This is a genomic window from Paenibacillus macquariensis (assembly GCF_900156375.1).
Classification (GTDB): Bacteria; Bacillota; Bacilli; order Paenibacillales; family Paenibacillaceae; genus Paenibacillus_AQ; species Paenibacillus_AQ macquariensis.
In genome coordinates, this window is sequence record NZ_FTNK01000002.1 from 249,612 (window position 1) to 269,168 (window position 19,557).

Annotated in this window: 18 protein-coding genes; 12 read left to right on the forward strand and 6 right to left on the reverse strand. The window is 39.7% G+C overall.

Annotation, left to right across the window (positions count from 1 at the left end; translation table 11 throughout):
* Positions 1-99 precede the first annotated feature (99 nt).
* On the reverse strand, positions 100-849 hold the full coding sequence (locus BW961_RS04130) for a (S)-benzoin forming benzil reductase (protein WP_068581057.1): 750 nt from the start codon (positions 847-849) through the stop codon (positions 100-102).
* Positions 850-1,213: 364 nt separating this feature from the next.
* Here BW961_RS04130 and BW961_RS04135 point away from each other — a divergent pair, with 364 nt between their 5' ends.
* The 4 genes from BW961_RS04135 to BW961_RS04150 all read left to right on the forward strand — a co-directional run bounded on the left by BW961_RS04135 (position 1,214) and on the right by BW961_RS04150 (position 4,375).
* The gene (locus BW961_RS04135; RefSeq protein WP_068581058.1) at positions 1,214-2,128 is read left to right on the forward strand and encodes a class I SAM-dependent methyltransferase; all 915 of its coding nucleotides are present in this window, start codon (positions 1,214-1,216) and stop codon (positions 2,126-2,128) included.
* Positions 2,129-2,423: 295 nt separating this feature from the next.
* Positions 2,424-3,260, forward strand: a complete 837-nt coding sequence (locus BW961_RS04140; RefSeq protein WP_068581061.1) for a tetratricopeptide repeat protein — start codon at positions 2,424-2,426, stop codon at positions 3,258-3,260.
* A gap of 18 nt (positions 3,261-3,278) precedes the next feature.
* Positions 3,279-4,037 carry an Ig-like domain-containing protein gene (locus tag BW961_RS04145; RefSeq protein ID WP_139331532.1) on the forward strand — a complete coding sequence of 253 codons (759 nt, stop codon included), beginning with the start codon at positions 3,279-3,281 and terminating at the stop codon, positions 4,035-4,037.
* A 152-nt stretch (positions 4,038-4,189) separates the two neighbouring features.
* A complete protein-coding gene (locus tag BW961_RS04150; protein ID WP_068581066.1) occupies positions 4,190-4,375 on the forward strand; it encodes a hypothetical protein in 186 nt (61 codons plus the stop codon).
* Positions 4,376-5,677: 1,302 nt separating this feature from the next.
* On the opposite strand, the gene BW961_RS04155 is transcribed toward BW961_RS04150, so the two are convergent.
* Both BW961_RS04155 and BW961_RS04160 read right to left on the reverse strand, forming a co-directional pair.
* On the reverse strand, positions 5,678-8,812 hold the full coding sequence (locus BW961_RS04155) for an S-layer homology domain-containing protein (protein WP_068581069.1): 3,135 nt from the start codon (positions 8,810-8,812) through the stop codon (positions 5,678-5,680).
* Between the two features lie 151 nt (positions 8,813-8,963).
* Positions 8,964-9,170, reverse strand: coding sequence for a hypothetical protein (locus BW961_RS04160; RefSeq protein WP_068581071.1), 207 nt, complete (start codon positions 9,168-9,170; stop codon positions 8,964-8,966).
* A 354-nt stretch (positions 9,171-9,524) separates the two neighbouring features.
* Here BW961_RS04160 and BW961_RS31075 point away from each other — a divergent pair, with 354 nt between their 5' ends.
* Complete coding sequence (locus tag BW961_RS31075) at positions 9,525-9,779, forward strand: BlaI/MecI/CopY family transcriptional regulator (RefSeq protein ID WP_280175182.1); 255 nt, start codon at positions 9,525-9,527, stop codon at positions 9,777-9,779.
* Between the two features lie 532 nt (positions 9,780-10,311).
* Here BW961_RS31075 and BW961_RS04170 read toward each other — a convergent pair.
* Positions 10,312-11,157: a sulfurtransferase gene (locus BW961_RS04170; RefSeq protein ID WP_068581075.1), complete on the reverse strand. Its 846-nt coding sequence runs from the start codon at positions 11,155-11,157 to the stop codon at positions 10,312-10,314.
* A gap of 228 nt (positions 11,158-11,385) precedes the next feature.
* Between BW961_RS04170 and BW961_RS04175 the strand changes: the two genes are divergently transcribed.
* The 7 genes from BW961_RS04175 (at position 11,386) to BW961_RS04205 (ending at position 18,553) form a co-directional block, all read left to right on the forward strand.
* Positions 11,386-12,228, forward strand: a complete 843-nt coding sequence (locus BW961_RS04175) for an aldo/keto reductase (protein WP_068581078.1) — start codon at positions 11,386-11,388, stop codon at positions 12,226-12,228.
* Between the two features lie 180 nt (positions 12,229-12,408).
* Complete coding sequence (locus BW961_RS04180) at positions 12,409-13,245, forward strand: DUF2785 domain-containing protein (protein WP_068581081.1); 837 nt, start codon at positions 12,409-12,411, stop codon at positions 13,243-13,245.
* Between the two features lie 15 nt (positions 13,246-13,260).
* Positions 13,261-13,734, forward strand: a complete 474-nt coding sequence (locus BW961_RS04185; protein ID WP_068581084.1) for a DinB family protein — start codon at positions 13,261-13,263, stop codon at positions 13,732-13,734.
* A 304-nt stretch (positions 13,735-14,038) separates the two neighbouring features.
* A complete protein-coding gene (locus tag BW961_RS04190) occupies positions 14,039-14,608 on the forward strand; it encodes a TetR/AcrR family transcriptional regulator (protein ID WP_244555865.1) in 570 nt (189 codons plus the stop codon).
* Between the two features lie 45 nt (positions 14,609-14,653).
* Positions 14,654-16,096 (forward strand): DHA2 family efflux MFS transporter permease subunit, encoded by a 1,443-nt coding sequence (locus tag BW961_RS04195; protein ID WP_068581900.1) that lies wholly within the window; start codon positions 14,654-14,656, stop codon positions 16,094-16,096.
* Between the two features lie 140 nt (positions 16,097-16,236).
* Positions 16,237-16,905, forward strand: coding sequence for a fructose-6-phosphate aldolase (fsa, locus tag BW961_RS04200; protein WP_068581086.1), 669 nt, complete (start codon positions 16,237-16,239; stop codon positions 16,903-16,905).
* Between the two features lie 490 nt (positions 16,906-17,395).
* Complete coding sequence (locus BW961_RS04205; protein WP_244555866.1) at positions 17,396-18,553, forward strand: rhamnogalacturonan acetylesterase; 1,158 nt, start codon at positions 17,396-17,398, stop codon at positions 18,551-18,553.
* A 66-nt stretch (positions 18,554-18,619) separates the two neighbouring features.
* On the opposite strand, the gene BW961_RS04210 is transcribed toward BW961_RS04205, so the two are convergent.
* Together BW961_RS04210 and BW961_RS04215 are read right to left on the reverse strand one after the other, a co-directional pair.
* Positions 18,620-18,835 carry a hypothetical protein gene (locus tag BW961_RS04210; protein WP_068581088.1) on the reverse strand — a complete coding sequence of 72 codons (216 nt, stop codon included), beginning with the start codon at positions 18,833-18,835 and terminating at the stop codon, positions 18,620-18,622.
* A gap of 51 nt (positions 18,836-18,886) precedes the next feature.
* A complete protein-coding gene (locus BW961_RS04215; protein WP_068581092.1) occupies positions 18,887-19,342 on the reverse strand; it encodes a hypothetical protein in 456 nt (151 codons plus the stop codon).
* Positions 19,343-19,557: the final 215 nt, after the last annotated feature.

A 19,557-nucleotide genomic window follows, 5' to 3' on the forward strand; every position in this document is an offset into this window, starting at 1 on the left:
CGTCCTACGGAATAAATAGATCCCTCTTTCAATAAGCTAACCATTCGTTGTGATTCTATTAATGTTTCCGGAAAATAGTATGTAGTTTTTAAGGATGCATCATAAATTCTCCACAACAACCGTGTTGCCAAAATCTTCACCAAAAAGGATGCCAATTAATTTTTCTGCCGTGTATTCGGGTGTTTGTAATTTTCCTTCTTGAGCTACCTGTATAAATTGATCTACGTAAGGGAATAGCTCTTTGTTTGTCGAACGAATCTCTGCTTGCAATTGTGTGTCTATCATTCCCGGATATACAGAAACCACCTTCGCAGGATACAGCTGATTCGCCTGCTCTAAGCTCACACTCTTCGAGAACGAATCCAAACCGGCTTTCGAGGTGCTGTAACAACTTTGCGACGGCAGAAGATAACGGGCAGAAGCTGAGGATATATTCATAATCCGTTTATCTATGTTTAATTCCTGCGAATGCTTGATGAATTTCGAGGTTATCATCATCGGAGCAATTAAATTCACATTTATATGTTCAGCAATACTTGCAGATGAACATTGTTCAATTGGCGCGACGGGAGTTAACATTCCTGCATTGTTTATTAAGTAGATGGATGTAATATCTGAGTCACGTTTGATCTCATCGAATATCTCATCGAATAGCCTATCAATTTCATCAACACGATTAAGATCGAATGGACAATAACTCAATCTGACATTCTTTTCACTAGCGCGTTCAATCAGAAGCTCATTGACTGCTCTTGATATGCACAATATATGATGATTCTCAGCTAGTAATTGATTGGCCAACGCTTCTCCAATACCTCTGGAAGTACCCGTAATTATGAAATATTTCATTGGATGGTTTCCTCCTAATATATCATTTATGAATTTCTGCTCTACTGAAAAATACTCTTTGTTCACATCGACATTCCAATTTATTAAGCAGAATCATAACAGGCTAGCACCTTATAAGAGGGCTAGCCTGTTATGATTAATTCAGGTTAAAGCGAGCGATACGCATATGCATTAATTAGTTCTACAATTACATGTGTTTTTTTCAGCGGTTACTCTTTCTCGGTAGGCACAAAAAAGTCTGTGAAGGTGTCTGAATTGTGAACTTTATGAATTCAGAGCCATTATTATACCATAAATTTACAATAAAATCAAGTATTGTTTCAATTACTGTCTTAATGTTACAACTGATATGAGGTGATGGACAATGGGAAATAAAAGTTTAACCGCGCTCGTCAGTGCGTTCTCAAGAGCGTATCATGCTGAGCATAATCAGATCAAAATTTTTGATGATCAACTTGCTCGACAATTATTAAGCGATGAGGAATACGAGAATATTTCCAGTAATATGTCACAAGCGATTGCTTTCTTCCAACCAGAATTTGTTGGTTCACAAGAGCAAGCACTACGAAAAGTCGTTGACCATCAATTGTCTCCATCACCACTAGGCAGGGCAACATTTGCAGAACAGGCACTCGCAGTTGCAGCCTCGCTCGGTACCAGTCAATATCTCATTTTTGCCGCAGGTTACGACACCTTCGCTTACCGCCAACCGAAGTGGGCAACGAAGCTACAAATATTTGAAATTGATCATCCCGCTACCGCAACTGACAAACACAGACGTATATCTGACCTTCATTTGGATGTGCCGTCAAATCTGCACTGCATTTCAGCTGATTTTCTCGATCGTGATTGGCAGAGTGGTGTGATCGGTTGCCCCGCTTTTGATCTGAGCCTAATCAGTTTTAGTAGCTTGTTGGGTATCAGCTATTATTTGCCTAAGGAAGTGTTTAAGCAGGTCTTGTCAGACATTGCTTCAATGCTACCGAGCGGCAGCAGCATAGTCTTTGATTATCCCGATGAGAAGACCTTCACCTCGCAGGCAGGTGAAAGGGCGCAGAAGCAGGTGATGATGGCTGCAAGAGCGGGAGAGCCTATGCAGGCAAGTTATTCTTACTCTGAGCTAGAGGAGATGTTGGAAGGTGTTAACTTATTTATCTATCAGCATTTAACTCCTTCAAAAATTACAGGACAGCTGTATAAAGAATACAATGAAAGCCAGCCTGAACACCAAATGACAGCATTTGATAATGTGAACTATTGCTTAGCGGTAAAGCGTTAGGTTCACTACAAATTAATCCTGGCCATGCCCACGCCTCCGCAGTTAACTATTACTGTGGAGGCGTGATCTAGGCAGGTTACTTTGTGAGAGTGGCTGCATTTGACGCGGAAGGTTTCTAGTCGTGTGTTGTAAGCTTGAGACGAATATTGGAAGCCTTGATCCGTATGGAGCACGGTTTCCAATATTCGTCTCTTTTCCTTGTCCACGGGCTAAGCGTAGTCGACAATTATCCATGAATTTACTAGTAGAGTAATTGAATTCATGCTATATTTAAACACTTATAAGGAGGAATGAAATGAAATTTTCAAAAAAGATGATGCTTCTTATGGTTGCTATTTTGTTATTAATCCCAGCAAGTGTGACTACAACAGTGAAGGTTGAAGCAGCGGCACAAGTTAATCATTGGAAGTTATATGTAGATGCAAAAGCGCTATATAATCAAGGGAATTATGCAAAGGCTATACCATTAATTAAGTCAGCTCTTAAACAACAGAAAAATGTAACAGGCTATTATCGATTGTTAGCTGAGTGTTACGAACAAACAGGGCAAAATCAGTTGGCTGCAGAAACCTATTATGCAGAAGCAAAAATTCAATATCAATTAGCGTTAAAAAACGGTGACTTTAATACGTATTACGCCGTCTTAGCCTTAGCGGAAAAACTGAATTCTGAGCTTGAGCTGTATATTGAAGATACATATCCAACAATTTCAAATGTGAAGTTACAAAAATTTGAACCTGCTATCGGTACTTATATTGGTGCTTATATTGAACATGATAGCAATCTTGAGCCACTAAAAAGTGAACGTTACTCAAGCTTTAATAAAATGATGGACAAGCAACACGCTACCTTTTTTACTTATCATAAATATGGTAATCCATTTCCTAAAACTATTGCTGATAATGTAAAAAAAGCTGGCGGAGCATTGCAGATTGCATTAGAACCTTCCGCAGGACTCAACTCTGTAAAAGAAGATGAATATTTGATTCAATTTGCTAGGGGTGCTGGTGAAGCAGGCGTACCCATTTTTTTACGTTATGCTTCAGAAATGAATGGTTCTTGGGTAGCTTGGTATGGTAATCCATCCTTATATATTAAGAAATTTATATTAGTCCATGATGTGATGGACTAATATGCACCGAATGTAGCCATGGTATGGTCACCATCGGCTAGCCCTAAGCAAACAATCGACGACTATTATCCAGGCGATAATTATGTCGATTGGGTTGGTTTAAGTATGTATAGTGTGAAATTTTTTAACGGGGATAAGAAACAGCCTGCTGATTACGTAAACCCTCTCGATTTGCTAGATTATGTTTACGAACAATATGCTGATCGAAAGCCAATTATGATTAGTGAGTATGCTGCGACACATTTTAGCAAAGCAGGTAATGAAGATACTACTCAATTCGCGATAACAAAAATGAATATGCTTTATAACGGGATTAAGCTTAAATATCCACGTGTAAAGGCGGTTCATTGGTTTAGTCTGAATACGTTGGAGGATTCTCATAGTGAAGCGCGTAAATTAAACAATTTTAGCTTAACTGAAAATATGAAGATACGTGAAGCTTATCGGAAGATGGTTAGCGATCCTTATTTCTTATCCTCTGTTCAAACAGATAATACCAATTCTAAATTAGCATACCGAATTTATGAATATAAGAATCAAGTGATACGTGATAACGTGACAGCTACGTTCTGGGCAAAAACTTATGATCCCAAAATTCAAAAAGTAGTTGTTTCTTTAGATGGTAAACAAATACCTGATTTAAAACAGTATCCATTTGAGGTTTCATTAAATACGAGTAAGTTAACAACAGGTTCACATCAGCTTAAAGCGGTTGTCTACGATTCTAAAAATAGAGTTGCCATATCTAAAACTTTCGTAATTAAAACGGGGAAATGATCAGAAAGCATGGATATATTTTTACAATAGTGGATACCGGATTTTGCATGAATCGTGGACTTGAAACCCATTATGTATAGAAAAAAGGAAGCTCTCCTGAAGTTCGATTGAACTTTGTGGAAGGCTTTTCTTAATTAGAAAGGAGGCTGGTTATGACTTATTCACAGATCTGGAACAACTCAGGAAATGACGCCGATATTCTCTATCTGGAACAGCAAATTCAGGCCGTCAAAAAAGAAATTAAACGAGCGGAATCCGCAGAGCTTCAAGAGATATTGAATCAAGCGAATCGCAAGCTTGCTGAACTGGAAGCGAAACTGGATGAGCTTGAGGATTAGGGATATCAACCAGGTTGTGTCGGTTATTTCTGTCTAGCCGGCAAAGACGCAACTCCAAACATTAGACCAATGGATACGGAGAAGACTCCGAATGTGCCTGATGAATACATTGGAAACGAGTCCACACGAAACCGTGAACTAAAGTCGTTTGGGCGTTCCTGAGTGGGCTTGCATTATCATGGCCAACTCGCAGCGAGGCTCGTGGAAAATGTTCCAGAATACGAATAATGCCCTTCCTACTTGGAAGCGAAAGGGCTGAAAAGTTTACTCTCTCGTTATCTGGAACTTTATTAACTTTATGGAATCGCAGTATGCTGACACAGATGTACGGTAGTGTGAGAGGATGGGGGGGGATAGCCCCCCCATCCTCTCACACTACTCTTTCGAAGTGGCGATAGGATTGTTCGGAAAGGAGATCCAGTCACTCCAGCTGTCGGATACACTATGAAAATGGTTTCAACTCGTGAACTTTGGTGTGTACAAAACCAAGGTATGGCTAGGCTTCATTGTGTCGTTTCCCATAGCGTTCATGGGAGTTGTTTGAGGTCGCTATCAATAAGGTTCGGTTCTTCCACACGTCAGGGCCATTGGTTCGGAGAGCGAATAGGGGATATACAGCCGAAGGCAGCATGCAGGAGCCGCAATCGGACAGAGGCAGAGCAGACAAAAAATCCCCAACGTAAACCTCATATAAACATCAGAATATACAGTACCTCGATCACAAGTACGCCTACAGGGGCATGTATCCAACAGAATCGCCCTAACTGCCCAAATCCGCCCCAAACCTTACGGACATGTCTGGAGCGAGAAGCCGACCCCATTTGAATGTAACTTGGGCATATCTGCCTAGGAACTTAATTTAATGCCTAACTGGCTTGCTAAACTGTATAAGCCAACCTGTAACCTCTATTTGGGACTGCATTTCTCTAAGGTTTCTTTCTCTTTTTAGTTCCCTGTTCTTGGGGGTTACATCTATTGTCACTTCTGCAGCTCGACCTAATGCATGGGGGTACAGCCCACGCCACTTTAACCGCCCACCGCCAGAGGGTTCAAGCCAAGAGCCTGTCCAAGTGCTTGCCAACAAGGCGGTTTAATATCGTTAAATTGGGTTAAATGGGTTTTTATTCTAATATATGTAAATGTTTGGAACTTATCAAGTGTCTACTGTGCTTTCCTGTTATTCAAGGAGTCTCAGGGAGAATATCACGCCGGGAGTGGCAACCCTCTTCCAACAAAGGAAAGATATGATCCTTGCGAATGCAAAAAATAAAAAATCCCCCATTTGGGGGATAAGAGGTTAATTTACTTGTTTTTCTGTTCCATCATTTTCAGCAAAACGGTTACAGCCTCTGCTCTTGTTGCATGATCATCAGGAGCATATTTATTCATGCCTTTACCCGTAATAATGCCAAGCTTCTTCATTGCTGCCACTGCGCTTTTCGCCCACTTCGGAATGACCTTATCGTCCACGAAGTCCGTTACGGTAACCTCATCGAAAGGCTGACCCAGAGCGTTCGCGATCATCATTGCCATCTCCGAACGTGTAATCCCGTCCCCTGGATGGAAAGTCCCGTCCCCATAGCCCTTAATAATACCAGATTGTACCGCCAGAGCGGTCGCTTTCTTCGCCCATGTTCCAATCTCTGCGGCATCTGTGAAAGTCAGCTCCGCGCCATTACCTTGCGGCTTCAACGCATTCATCAGCATAACTGCGAATTCTGCGCGAGTCACCGTATTGTTCGGCTTAAATGTACCATTGGCATAACCATTGACGATGCCGCTGTTTACTGCTTGCTCAATATTTGCCTGCGACCAATGTCCATCGATATCGCTAAATTTAACTTCTGTATCGGTTCCGGGGTTGCTCGTGGCTGAATCTACTACGAATACCGCATACTTCGTGAAGTGATCGACCTCTACTTTAATCCGATTTCCATTGATCTTATCACCCGTGACTCCCACCCATACCTTCTTCACTTCATCATAATAGAATACGGCTGGTCTTTGGTCACTACCCACTTTAGTAGGATCAAACACGAATGTCAGTGTGACTGGTTTACTGAAATTACCCGGGAAGTTTTTCAGTATCTCGAATACATCATTAGCTAGTATTTCACCATTTGCTAGAAGGTTGTTTATTTTAAGCAATTTTTCTATACTAATTGTTATATCTTTGTTCGTAGCATTCACTGGAATTTCAACCGTTACTTCGTTGTTTAGCATAACCTTTCCTGTACTACCTTTTGGAATCGTTATCTTACCATTGGATGATGTTACATTCGTACCAATGATCGGTGTTGAACCATTGGATGATGTTACATTAGTATCAATGATCGGTGTTGAACCACCACTGTTCGTAGACGCTGCCTTACGCGTCACGACAACCGTATACACCTTAGCTGGCCCATTCCCAGCCGTTACGGTTACTGTAATCGTATTTGCTCCCACTTTAAGTGGAAGAGTGGCACTTGCAGCACCACTAGTAACGATCTTACTAGCTTCGTCATTCACAGCTACTTTCACTATTGCTGTTGGTTCTACTACAGTTGGAGTCACCGTTAAACTAGATATTTCATACACTACATTTTGCGTATAACTCGTCTTTGCACTAGTAAACGTCTCATTCATTGCACCACTACTTAATGCTAAGTTACTTAGATTAAGATTGGGATGAACGATCTGTTGCACCGTTGCATCTGAATATCCGTCAGCAACTACTGAGATCGTATAGGTAGCAGCAGATAAATTGTTCGCAAATAGTGTAATCTTACCTGCTTCTATCGAGTAATTCTCTTCACTCAATGGGGCCCCATTAGCAACAATTGCTGTAATCTCATCTCTCCATGTTGAATCATCATCGAATGTAATTTCTATATTACTTATAATATCGTTATCAGTTGTATCAGCTGATAGGACTGGCGGGCTCAGTAACTGTAACCACACTGCATAGAGGGTTATGTCAGTTCCAATATTGATATTATACAATTCTCCTGGTAGATAATCATCTCCATTACCGTCTGCTGCTGTATTCCAGCCAACGAAAGTGTAGCCTGATTTAGTTAAGTTTCCACTATTTCCGTCTACACTTATTCCTTGACCTTTCCTAAGAAGTTTAGATATTGGAACTGCACCGCCCGTATCTCCATTTGCTGAATAGACGACATACTCAGGACTAGGCAATTTGCTCAAGTAAGGAAAGCCATTATTATGTGCTGAATTTATCGTCCAAGTACTAGCATCGAAGGTCCAGTTTGTGTAAGTTGCTTCTAGTCGCATGTCTGCTGTCGATACTGGAGTGCCTTTACCAGTATCAGATTTACCTGTTGTCTCTTTATTGTAGAAACCACTGCTTACATTAGAACTATAACCAATCAACCCACCTGTATGAGGGCTACCAGTTACTTTGCCTGTTGCATAATTATTATTAAACGTTGTGTTTAGATTGTATCCGATCAAACCACCTATTATGTTGGCACCAGTAACATTTCCTAGTGCGAAACTGTTTGAAACAACTCCACTATCACTATAACCAATTAATCCGCCTACCTGAACTTCACTCCCAGTCACATTGCCTGTAGCATAGTTTTTATCTAATGAAAAATTATTCACAGAGTTACCGATTAGACCTCCTATATAGGTTTCCCCGAACACATCGCCGATAGCGTAGTTATTATTTATTGAAGTATTAGCAGTACCTGCTCCGATCAGACCACCTACATACAATTTCCCAGTTACAATACCGACAGCGTAGTTATTATCAACTGTTCCATTAGAAGTATTCCCAATCAGACCGCCTATAGCATTTCCAGTGCCGCTTACTCTGACATTAGCGTTACTATTTGTAATCTTTCCATAGTTTATACCAACCAATCCTCCGGTACTTGAATTACCATAAACTACACCAGAAACGGAAACTTCGTTCACAGTACCATTATTCTGACCGACTAGACTAGCTGAATAATCCTTTCCTGTAACCTCTTCAACAATAAGATTTACGTCACTTATCGATGCTGCGCTCGCTGTATATCCAAATAATGCCTGAAGATCTACAGTAGGTCTATTAATATACAAGTTACTAATTGTCTTTCCATTCCCATTAAAGGTTCCCTTAAAGCTGTTAACATCCGAGCTTCCGATCGGAGTCCAACTTTCCTCACTTGTATTGCTACTTAAGTCGTTTAAGTCAATATCTTCAGTCAATTCGAAGTAGATACCAGCACCTAAATGATTACGAACAGCATTTAATTCAACGGCGTTTGATATTTTATAGGGCTCATCTAGAGTTCCCTCGCCCTGAGCAAAGTCTGCCGATGCTGCCGATGCTGCCGATGCTGCCGATGCTTTATTCTCTCCCAATATACTAAATTGCTGCGTAGTACTAACCAACATCATAATCGCCAACAGTACAATCGACACTTTTCTTCCTGATTTTCGCATTATTATTTCTCCTCTGTCTCATTATTTTCTTCTTTTAGACACTTCACTTAACTGTATAGTATTTCCAATAAAATTAATATCCCCAGAATGGGGGATAGTTAGGGTGAATGACTGCGTAATGAACTAGCTATTCTGTTGCGCAATACTTTCATTAATACAGTCCGCTATCGCCGTCGCCAGTTGGGGGTGCTGGTGCTATCGTTACCGTTACCGTTACGATGTAGTTCTCCGTGGTGGAGTCTTCCGCTATAACCGAGCTAGTGAAATTCTGCGCAGTTGTTCCGTGCTGCCCCCTTAATTTTTGCTCTCGCTGTCGTAATAAGGTAATGGAAATCCCTTTTTGAAATCTGATACGCATACTATATCCTCCTTGGAATACTGTTTATATTCTATTAAAAGATAGTATATAGAACCCCAATGACGGCAGAATGACAAACTTATACAAAAAGGAGAGCCTCCATGTGAAGGGCTCTCCTTTTTCCTAACTATTTGGAAGACTCTTGAACGCCGCTTGGGACCTTTACTCCGACAGTATTCTCCCGATTTCACACTTATACTACTGTATAGTCGAAAACCTAAGGAATATTGCTACCAGTATGGCATTACAAAATAGACTCTTTTGGAGGAAGGGAAGTTTAAATAAATAAATTGAAAAATAATTTAATTCTCTTAGAATGGGTGGTGGAGACACGAAATAGGATCTAATCCCCTCATTACAGAAGCCAAAAGCGAAGTCATGAAGCTACTCTGGCGGAAAGAGCCTTTGTCAGCTGACGAGATCATTATGAAGTTAACTCATCAGATGCATTGGTTCGATCAGACAATCAGAATGTTCCTTAATCGGTTGCATAAGAAAGAGGCAATTCGTTTCGAGAAGCCCGGCAGAAACTACCTCTATTATCCACTAGTTACTCATGATGAATATCTTAAGACGGGGAACAGATGCTTCCTGGATCGATTCTATTAAGGAGTCGTCGGAATGTTATGCGCGAAATTTCTCGAAGCGGAGAAGCTTACTGAATCAGATATTACTCAGCTTCAACAGCTATTGAACATTGAACAATAATGAAGAAAGACGACCCTAGTGTATGAAACTAATAGAAGTGTTTTTTTCCTAATATTGACCGCTTCCCTAGCATTATCTGTAATCCTATTGCCGTTACTCTTCATTCGGAGTGCTCTATTAGAATTGAGCCGATATACTGGTCCCGTAGCTACATGACTTGTTGACTCCATGTTGATTTCATTCACACACTTAGAGTGTTGGCTTCGATGTAAAAGGGCTGAATGGTCGTAAGGACCAGAGTCCTTAGATTAGGAAGGGTCAGACACATAGTGTCAATTACGAGTTTACGAGCATGCGCTAGTCTCGTCATTTTCTTAGAGCCCTTACAGCATACGATTGTTGACTTCTTGTTGACCTCATTCGGTTTAGAATATAGCGCAAAGAGTACATCGCTTTATAAGCGATGTACTTCGAGTCACATACTACATGTCAATTACTCCTTCTCTTCGTCACTAGTCACAACGGAATTAGAAACGTCAGAAATCCAGTCACTCCAACTTCCTGCATACAACTTCACCTGGGTATAACCAGAATCGACGAGTCCGAGGATGTTGGGGCAGGCAGTAACGCCTGAGCCACAGTAGACGATGATATCTTGATCTTTCGGGATATCATTGAAATTTTCTTGAATTTCTTCTGTTGACTTCCAAGCCCCGTTATCTGTCTTAAGTTCTTTCCAGAATTTATTGATAGCTCCGGGTATGTGACCTGCAAAAGCATCAATAGGTTCTTCAAGACCTAAATATCTGTTGGGTTCTCTGGAATCGATAATGAGAGAGGAACGGTCGTTACTAGACTTTCTTACATCTTCCATCGTTACAACCATGTCATGTTGAATGTGTGGCGTGAAGGACTGAGGTATTCGAATCGGTTGTTTATCTGTCAGAGGATAACCTGATTGTTTCCAATTCGAGAATCCTTCATTCATGATATATGTAGAGGAATGACCTATATATTGAAGAAGCCACCAGAGACGAGATGCCATAGCACCACCTTGATCATCGTAGGCGATAACCCTTGTGTCATTGTTAATCCCAACGCGTTCAAGCGTTCTTCTGAAGTTCTCCATATCAGGAAGGGGATGTCTACCCCCATGCTCAGATGCTCTACTTGAAAGATCCTTCTCAAGATCGAAATATACTGCGCCAGGAATATGCTCTTCCTCATATGCAATACGTCCAGCTTCGGGTTGTCCCATGATAAATCGGCAATCGACAATGACGAGATCTGTTTCATACATCCTAGCAAGTAACCACTGTTTGGAAATAATAGAGGTCATGATTTGACACCGCCTTTTAACGTTATTATGATTAATACTAGTAAACATTGGGTCTAATTAATGTATTAAGTGTAATACAAAGAGGACTACAAATACTAGTTAGCGCTCTCGAAGTTTTGCTGAAGCATTAACTGTAGTAACGCTACAAAACTTAGTAACGCTTCCGAAGTAGTTTTGACGAAGTAATACTGGGAGTATCGCTACAAAACTTTTAGGAGGTTCACTCATATGTTAAATAACTTACAAGCTACAACGACACTTCACAACGGAGTGAAGATGCCATGGTTCGGATTAGGAGTATACAAAGCACAAGACGGCGATGAAGTGATTCAAGCTGTGAAGATAGCAATTAAGAATGGTTATCGTAGTATTGATACAGCCGCTTTATACAACAATGAAGAAGGCGTAGGTCAAGCGGTAAGTGAAGCTATGGAAGAAACAGGACTATCACGCGAAGATCTATTTATTACCTCAAAAGTATGGAATGCAGATCAAGGATATGAATCTACATTGGCTGCATTTGAGCTTACGATGACGAAATTAGGATTAGAGAAATTAGATCTATATCTTGTGCATTGGCCAGTGAATGGGAAATACAAAGACACTTGGAGAGCACTAGAGCAACTATATAAAGATGGACGTGTTCACGCCATTGGTGTAAGTAACTTCCATGTACATCACCTACAGGATCTTATGAAAGATGCGGAGATCAAGCCGATGGTTAACCAAGTGGAGTATCATCCTCGTCTAGCTCAGCTTGAATTAAGTACGTTCTGTAAGGAACAGGACATTCAATTAGAAGCTTGGGCGCCACTTATGCAAGGTAAACTATTGGATAACGCGACATTACAAGAGATTGCTAGCAAACATGGTAAATCGATAGCTCAAGTTATCTTGCGTTGGGATCTACAGAATGGTGTTGTTACGATACCTAAATCTACTACGGAACACCGTATCATAGAGAATGCAGATGTATTTAACTTTGAATTGTCGGCAGAGGATATGGAGCAGATCAATGGCTTGAATGAGAATTTGCGTAATGGACCAGATCCTGATAATTTCAATTTCTAAATGTATTGTATGATCTTATTAAAAGATAAAGTGGATCGTCCTCTAATGAGGGCGGTCTTTTTCTATTATTTTCATATTTTAACTGTAAATATAATCCTATATATTGTATTCTTGTAGTGGCTACAAATGATTGGAATATGGTATATAGCAACCTATAACATGATTTACAGGAGGATTACGATGACTAGTAGCAACACACAACAATTAAAAGAAAAATTGATTCAAATCGAGAATGATGAATATAAAGTACCAGCGACCATGAATGCATACGAGATTGGCTTAGAAATGATGAAGTATATCGGTGACATTGATTCTGAATTACGAGATAATCTTATCTATTCAACGTTTGCAGAGTGGATCGATCGTGGAGAATTTACGGACGAACAAGTAAGAGAACTGTTACATATTTGCTTAGATGATCAACATTTATTCTATGGGATAGGGGAGAAAGAAACTGATTCTGTCTTCACCCGTACGTTCTCCGTACTTATCGTTCCATTGGTTATGGGGAAAGACAGAGATCAACCCTTTTTATCCAAAGATGATGTGATGTTGATTAAGAGCAAACTAATACAATATATTGATCTTGAGCAAGACTTCAGAGGATATGTGAAAGAAAAGGGTTGGGCACATGCCATAGCTCACGTATCCGATGGATTGGATGCCATTGCGCGATCTCCTTTTCTAGAAAGAGAAGACTTGGTTGATATATTAAATGCCATTCAACCGAAGTTTCTTGTGAATAACTATGTATATATTAATAAAGAAGATGAACGAAACGTGAGTGCGATCATAAGTGTGTTTAACCGAGAGCTACTTATCGATCATGAAATTCATAGTTGGATTCAAAGCTTGGGTGAAAAGAAGAAGGTCGGAGATCATCCGGAAGATGATATTCAGTATATGAATATGAAGTGTTTGTTACGAAGTTTGTATTTTCGTATATTAGATCAACCTCAATTAGCTAGGTTCATGGGTACCATTGTGGAGGCACTTCAGAAGATAGATAAGAAATAAAGGGGAATACAAACCATGAATGAAGAGATGATTTTAACGCCTATATTTAATCAACTTAACATTGCAATTCAGTCTCTCATTCACATGAGTGAACAATTTACGGAGGAAGAATTATCGATAACCCCGATTATGAATAAGAGATCTGTGTTAGATGTGTTTAGTCATATTGCAGTCATATGTAGAGCAGATCATTTGATATCTTGTGAAGCTACAATGGATGAGATGAGTGAATTTTATAAACATAATGAACCTATCACATTGTCAGACATCCGCAGACACCTAGGAGAGAATTTTCAGTATTTATATGAGGTGTATGCTGAATATACACACAAAGAATTATTTGAGATCAAGACATCCTATTGGGGAGTATCTTATAGTAGATATGAATGGTTATTGGAGATTGTAGCACATGTGTTTCATCATCGAGGTCAATTACATAGCATGTTAACACATAATGTAAGAGATCCTAAGGTACCGTTATTCGAATAGTGTTCTGAATAAAGATTATAGGTAGAGAAAGTATCAATCAACCCATTCTGAATTTACTTAGCCGTGCGAAATAGAACTTGGTCGTACTGTGATACGTGACTCGTAAGACGGACACTTTGGAAAAAGTGATCTTCTTACGAGTCATTTTCATTATCTAGGATTCTTGTTTCTTATGTAATGACAATACGATAGGTAATTATTACATCATTCATATCTTGAATTTTAAACAAAAAAGGATTGACTCTAGTAAACTATCTATGATTATATTATATAGACCAATCGTTATAAAGAGAGGAGAAGAACCGTGACCAAGAAGTCAAATTCACGCGAGATGATTGTGGATGCCGCTTCAAGGCTTTTTTTCACACAGGGTTATCACGCTACGGGATTGAATCAGATTATCAAGGAAAGCGATTGTCCCAAAGGATCACTTTATTATTATTTCCCTGAAGGGAAAGAGGAGCTTGCTTCGGAATGTATTGAACATACGCGAGTCGTGGTCTTAGAGAAGTTAGATCACTGCTTTGCAGATGCTAGTAATGCAGTCGAAGCGATACAAGCATTCATTCAGAGTGTGGGTGAAGAGGCTGTTGAGTCCCAGTTCGAAGGATTTATGCCGTTTAGCTTTTGGGCAGCTGTAGAAACATCATGTATAAGCATGAAACTGAGAACAGACTCGCAAGCTGTATTTAAAGATTGGCAAGATCTTATAGCCTTAAATCTTCAGAAGGAGGGAATGTTAGAAGTGAAATCCGTCGAGGTGGCTTCTATGGTATTATCCCTTCTTGAAGGTGCACTTATACTTACCCTCACCAATCGAAATGAGCAACCGCTCATGAGCGCATCGAAGTATGTAGCATATTTAATAAATTAAATAGAGATAGAGATTATTAGGAGGATGGACTGTTTGGAAGCAACCATGCAACAGGAAACAACACAAATAGACACAAAGAAAATTAAGGCACTACCAATACTTATTGCATTATTGTTAAGTGGTTTTATCGGGATGTTCAGTGAAACAGCATTAAATGTAGCGCTTAGTGACTTAATGCAAATTCTCAGTATTACACCAGCAACGGCACAATGGTTAACGACAGGGTATCTATTAACACTAGGAATGCTAGTTCCAGTCTCTGGAATGCTACTACAGTGGTTTACAACAAGACAGCTGTTCGTCGCATCACTTGCTTTTTCCATCTTGGGTACAATCATAGCAGCATTAGCTCCATCTTTTGAGATGTTACTTACGGCTAGAGTTGTTCAAGCGGTAGGTACTGGATTATTACTTCCACTTATGTTTAATACAATATTGATTATTTTCCCTGCAGAGAAACGTGGCGCTGCAATGGGGATGATTGGTCTAGTTATTATGGTTGCACCAGCCATTGGACCAACGATCGCAGGACTTCTGATTGAGAATTTAAGTTGGCATTGGATATTCTGGTTGGCGTTGCCATTCCTTATTATCTCTTTGGTGGTTGGAATTTTATTTATGCAGAACGTTACGAAGATTACGAAGCCCAAAATTGATGCATTATCGATTCTTCTGTCATCAGCGGGGTTTGGCGGAATTGTATTTGGTTTTAGTAGTGCGGGTGAAGCTGAAGGATGGAGTAGCTCTAAGGTTATTATTTCCATCGTTATTGGGGCAGTGTCGCTTGCGCTATTTGGAATTCGTCAAATGTATATGAAGCAACCGATGATTAACCTACGTGCATTTAGATTCCCAATGTTCTCTATGGGCGTTCTTATGGTATTCCTATGTATGATGGTCATCTTATCTTCCATGTTGATCCTTCCAATGTACTTGATACAAGGTCAAGGTTATACTGCATTCAAAGCCGGTCTAATTCTTCTTCCTGGTGGTATTATCAATGGTATTATGTCACCTATTATGGGCCGTTTATTCGATAAATATGGTCCGAAGTGGCTTGTGATTCCGGGTCTTGCCATTATTAGTGTAACATTATGGTTCTTCTCAAGCATTTCAGCAACATCTACCATCGCATTCATTATCGTATTACACAGTACATTAATGATCGGTGTATCTATGGTATTCATGCCAGCTCAGACGAACGGGATTAACCAACTTCCTCGTGAACTCTACCCTGATGGTACGGCGATCATGAATACATTGCAACAGGTAGCGGGTGCTATCGGTACAGCACTTGCGGTTAGTATTATGGCTGCAGGTCAGAAGAGTTATCTAAGTGGTGTCACGAATCCTAAGGATCCATCTCATATGCTCCCAGCATTTACACAAGGTGTACAAGGGGCATTCCTCTTCGCAATGACGATTGGTATTGTTGGTCTTATTATCGCATTCTTTATCAAACGTGTTATTGTTCAACACCAGAAATAAGAATTTGATAATTCAGAGGACTCGCGTGTAACTTACGCGGGTCTTTTTGATTGTTCCACAAGTGATTGAGCATAAGAAGCATAAATTCAAATTAGATAGTGAATCCTATATAGTGGAATGAAGACAGGAGGTAATTGTTCATGAAATTCTTTATCGATACGGCCAATGTAGAAGATATCAAAAAAGCATACAAAATCGGAGTTCTTTCCGGCGTTACAACGAATCCGTCTTTAGTAGCCAAAGAAGGCGTGAAATTTGAAGATCGTATTGAAGAAATACTGAAATTAGTTCCTGAGGTTGAATCTGTATCTGCTGAAGTCACACCGGATGCTATTACGGCTGAAGAGATGATTGCTGAAGCAAATGAACTCATTAAGATCAACGGTGGAGACAAGAATATTACAATCAAAGTTCCTATGAACATTGCAGGACTGGAAACTTGTCGTTACTTAAATAAAAAAGGTGTTAAAATCAATGTTACTCTGGTGTTTACTGTGAACCAAGCACTTCTTGCTGCTCGTGCGGGTGCTACCTATGTATCGCCTTTCTTAGGTCGGTTGGATGATATTTCAGAAGATGGCGTATTGTTGGTATCCAAAATTGCAGAATTGTTCCGCATACACAACTTAGATGCTCAAATCATTGCCGCATCTGTTCGTCATCCGGATCACGTAACTCGTGTAGCGATGGCCGGTGCACATATTGCAACCGTTCCTTATAGCGTCATCGAGCAACTTACGAAACATCCATTAACAGATCAAGGCATGGAGAAGTTTGCTGCTGACTGGGTAAAAGCACCTAAGAACTAAGATTAGTCAGAGCTAAACCCAAGAAAGAACCTGACGAGAAATGATTCGTCAGGTTCTTTCTTGGGTTACAAGTGAATAACTCGATATATTTTTTTCGGAATTATACCCATATACACACGCCTAAAGTCAAGTTATTGTGTCATTTATGAAGAGATCCAATGTTCGACTACTGAGGCTAATCTAGGCAAACTGAATAAAATTTCATCATATGAAAAATTCACAACAGTAAAAATAAAAAATGGATTCTAGTCACATTTCTTAATGCAATCTTCTTCATGTACCTATTTTGAAAAAGGATAAATCCTAAAGCAATCTGAAAGAATAGGCAATATTAATTTGGGTGAAGTCAGCGCGATTTCCTACTTATGTCATTTATATTTTTAAATTATGTTATAGTGTGATATCTTTAAGCCATATGAAATATTTACTATATCACGACATCAACCAAGGTATATACGACAAAAGTCGTCATTCAAAAGGGGGACTATTAGTGAAAAAGGGGAAATTAATTACACTTATGAGTGTGATTGTATTAACAACGTCATTATTCGGATCTGTAACAAATGGGCAAGTAGATGCAACAGCAAGTACATATAAGTTCGATTTCGGGAACGGAACTGTGGCTCCAGGGTACATTGGAGTTAGCGCAGCAGAAGGGTACACGAAGAGTAGAGGTTATGGATTTAATACACCAAGTAAGATAAAGAATGTGAAATCGTCAGGTAAAGGTGTCAACAGTGATGCGGTTCAATTTCTTACTTCAGGAACGAAGAGTACGAATACCTTTAACATGGATCTTCCAAATGGTCTTTATGAGGTTACTGTTACTTTAGGAGATACCGTTAAAGCAAGCGTCGTTGCGGAAGAGGTTTATCAAATCATGACGATGACGGGGAATAACCCAACAGATAAATTTCAAATCCCAATTACAGATGGTCAATTAAATATGCTGGTCACTGCTGGCGAAGTAGGAAGCGCCTTCACTTTAAGCTCTTTAGAGATTAAACAATTGTCAGACGATCCAGTTACGAATAGAACAATCTATATAGGCGGAGATTCAACCGTCTGTAACTACTACCCATTAATGACAAGTGCACGTGGTGGATGGGGACAAATGTTGTTCCGATATATTAAAAAGGATACATTTCAGATTAGAAACATGGCGACAGGTGGTCAAGCCTCAAGAGGGTTCCGCAATGATGGACAGATAGAAGCTATCGCTAAATATATTAAACCGGGGGATTACTTCATTTTACAACTAGGTATTAATGATACCCACCCGAAGAGTACGATTACTGAAGAAGAATTCAAGTTCAATATGCGTGATATGATTCAACAAGTGAAGGCGACAGGGGCAACGGTTATTCTAGTCACTCCGCAAGGGCTAGCGACAGATTTTAATGAATATGAAATTCATTCGTCTGAAAGTAAGTTTTATCGAGGAACGATCTTAGACTTGGCACAAGAGGAAGATACGCGTCTCGTTGACTTGAATGTTCTAAGTTCTGCTTATTACACATCCATAGGACCGCAAGCAACAAGTGCTCTTTTTCTAGCTGATGGATTACATCCTACACGTGAAGGTGCAAAGGAACTAGCTAGAATACTGGTTGAGGATTTAAGAAATCAAGGATTAGATGGTCTCTAATTAAAAGGAGTGTCCCTAGCCATTTCGTTAAATGGTCGTTGGGACACTCCCTTTGTATAATGTGAGCTATATTCTAACAGAAAGATATATCGCTAAACCTCCAACACCAACCATTAGCGCGACAATATAAAATAATGAGAGTTTACCCAGATTACGTTTTACTCTTCGATCGTATTCAGGATTTTTCTTTCTGTTTTCTTTTGAATATCCGACCATAAACGTACCAACCCCACCAACTAGTGCAATACAGATAATAATTATGTATAGAAATGAATAAGGCATTTCATCACCACCTCGATTTAATCTACCCTTCGGCGATTGTCTTTATCATACTTATTTGAGCATATCTTCTATTGTTTCTGTCCAGCGCTGTATTACGGGTTCAGGTTCTTTGAGTTGTATACGTACGCCAGATATAATATCAGCATACTTTGCCACATCTGCGCGGATAGAAGCTACTGTGGCGACAAATCCTTGTCTTTCATGTCTTGCATCTGAGATAGATTGTTCTTGAACGGATAGCTTGACGTAATAAGCTACGCCTTCTAGAAATACAACGATAGTGGCTTGACCTGTCCGATTGAGATTCGTTGAGGTTACGGTATTTCGCCATAAGCTGAGTCTGAGTTCGGATTCATTGATCGCTACAATTTCACCGACACTGATCATAGCAACATGGGGCCATTGCTCTTCGTCTATCGATAAGAGGAGTATTGCTTCATGCTGTTTGTCAGACACATTCTTCCCATTAAAGAATTCGAATAATGGTGGGGGGAGTTGATTCAACATTAGGATCACCTTTTTAGTCATGTTAGTGTTAGTTCATCATCTTAAGCATAATCATAACCTGAAATGGTGTTGATTATCTACTATAATAAAGGAATTACTTCCACTAATTGTGTAGTAGGACATCAATTCGTATTTGATATATGTATAGAAGGATAGATATAATCAATTAGCATGTTATAACAGAAGATGTTAAAGTAAATACAGTTCAATTCACA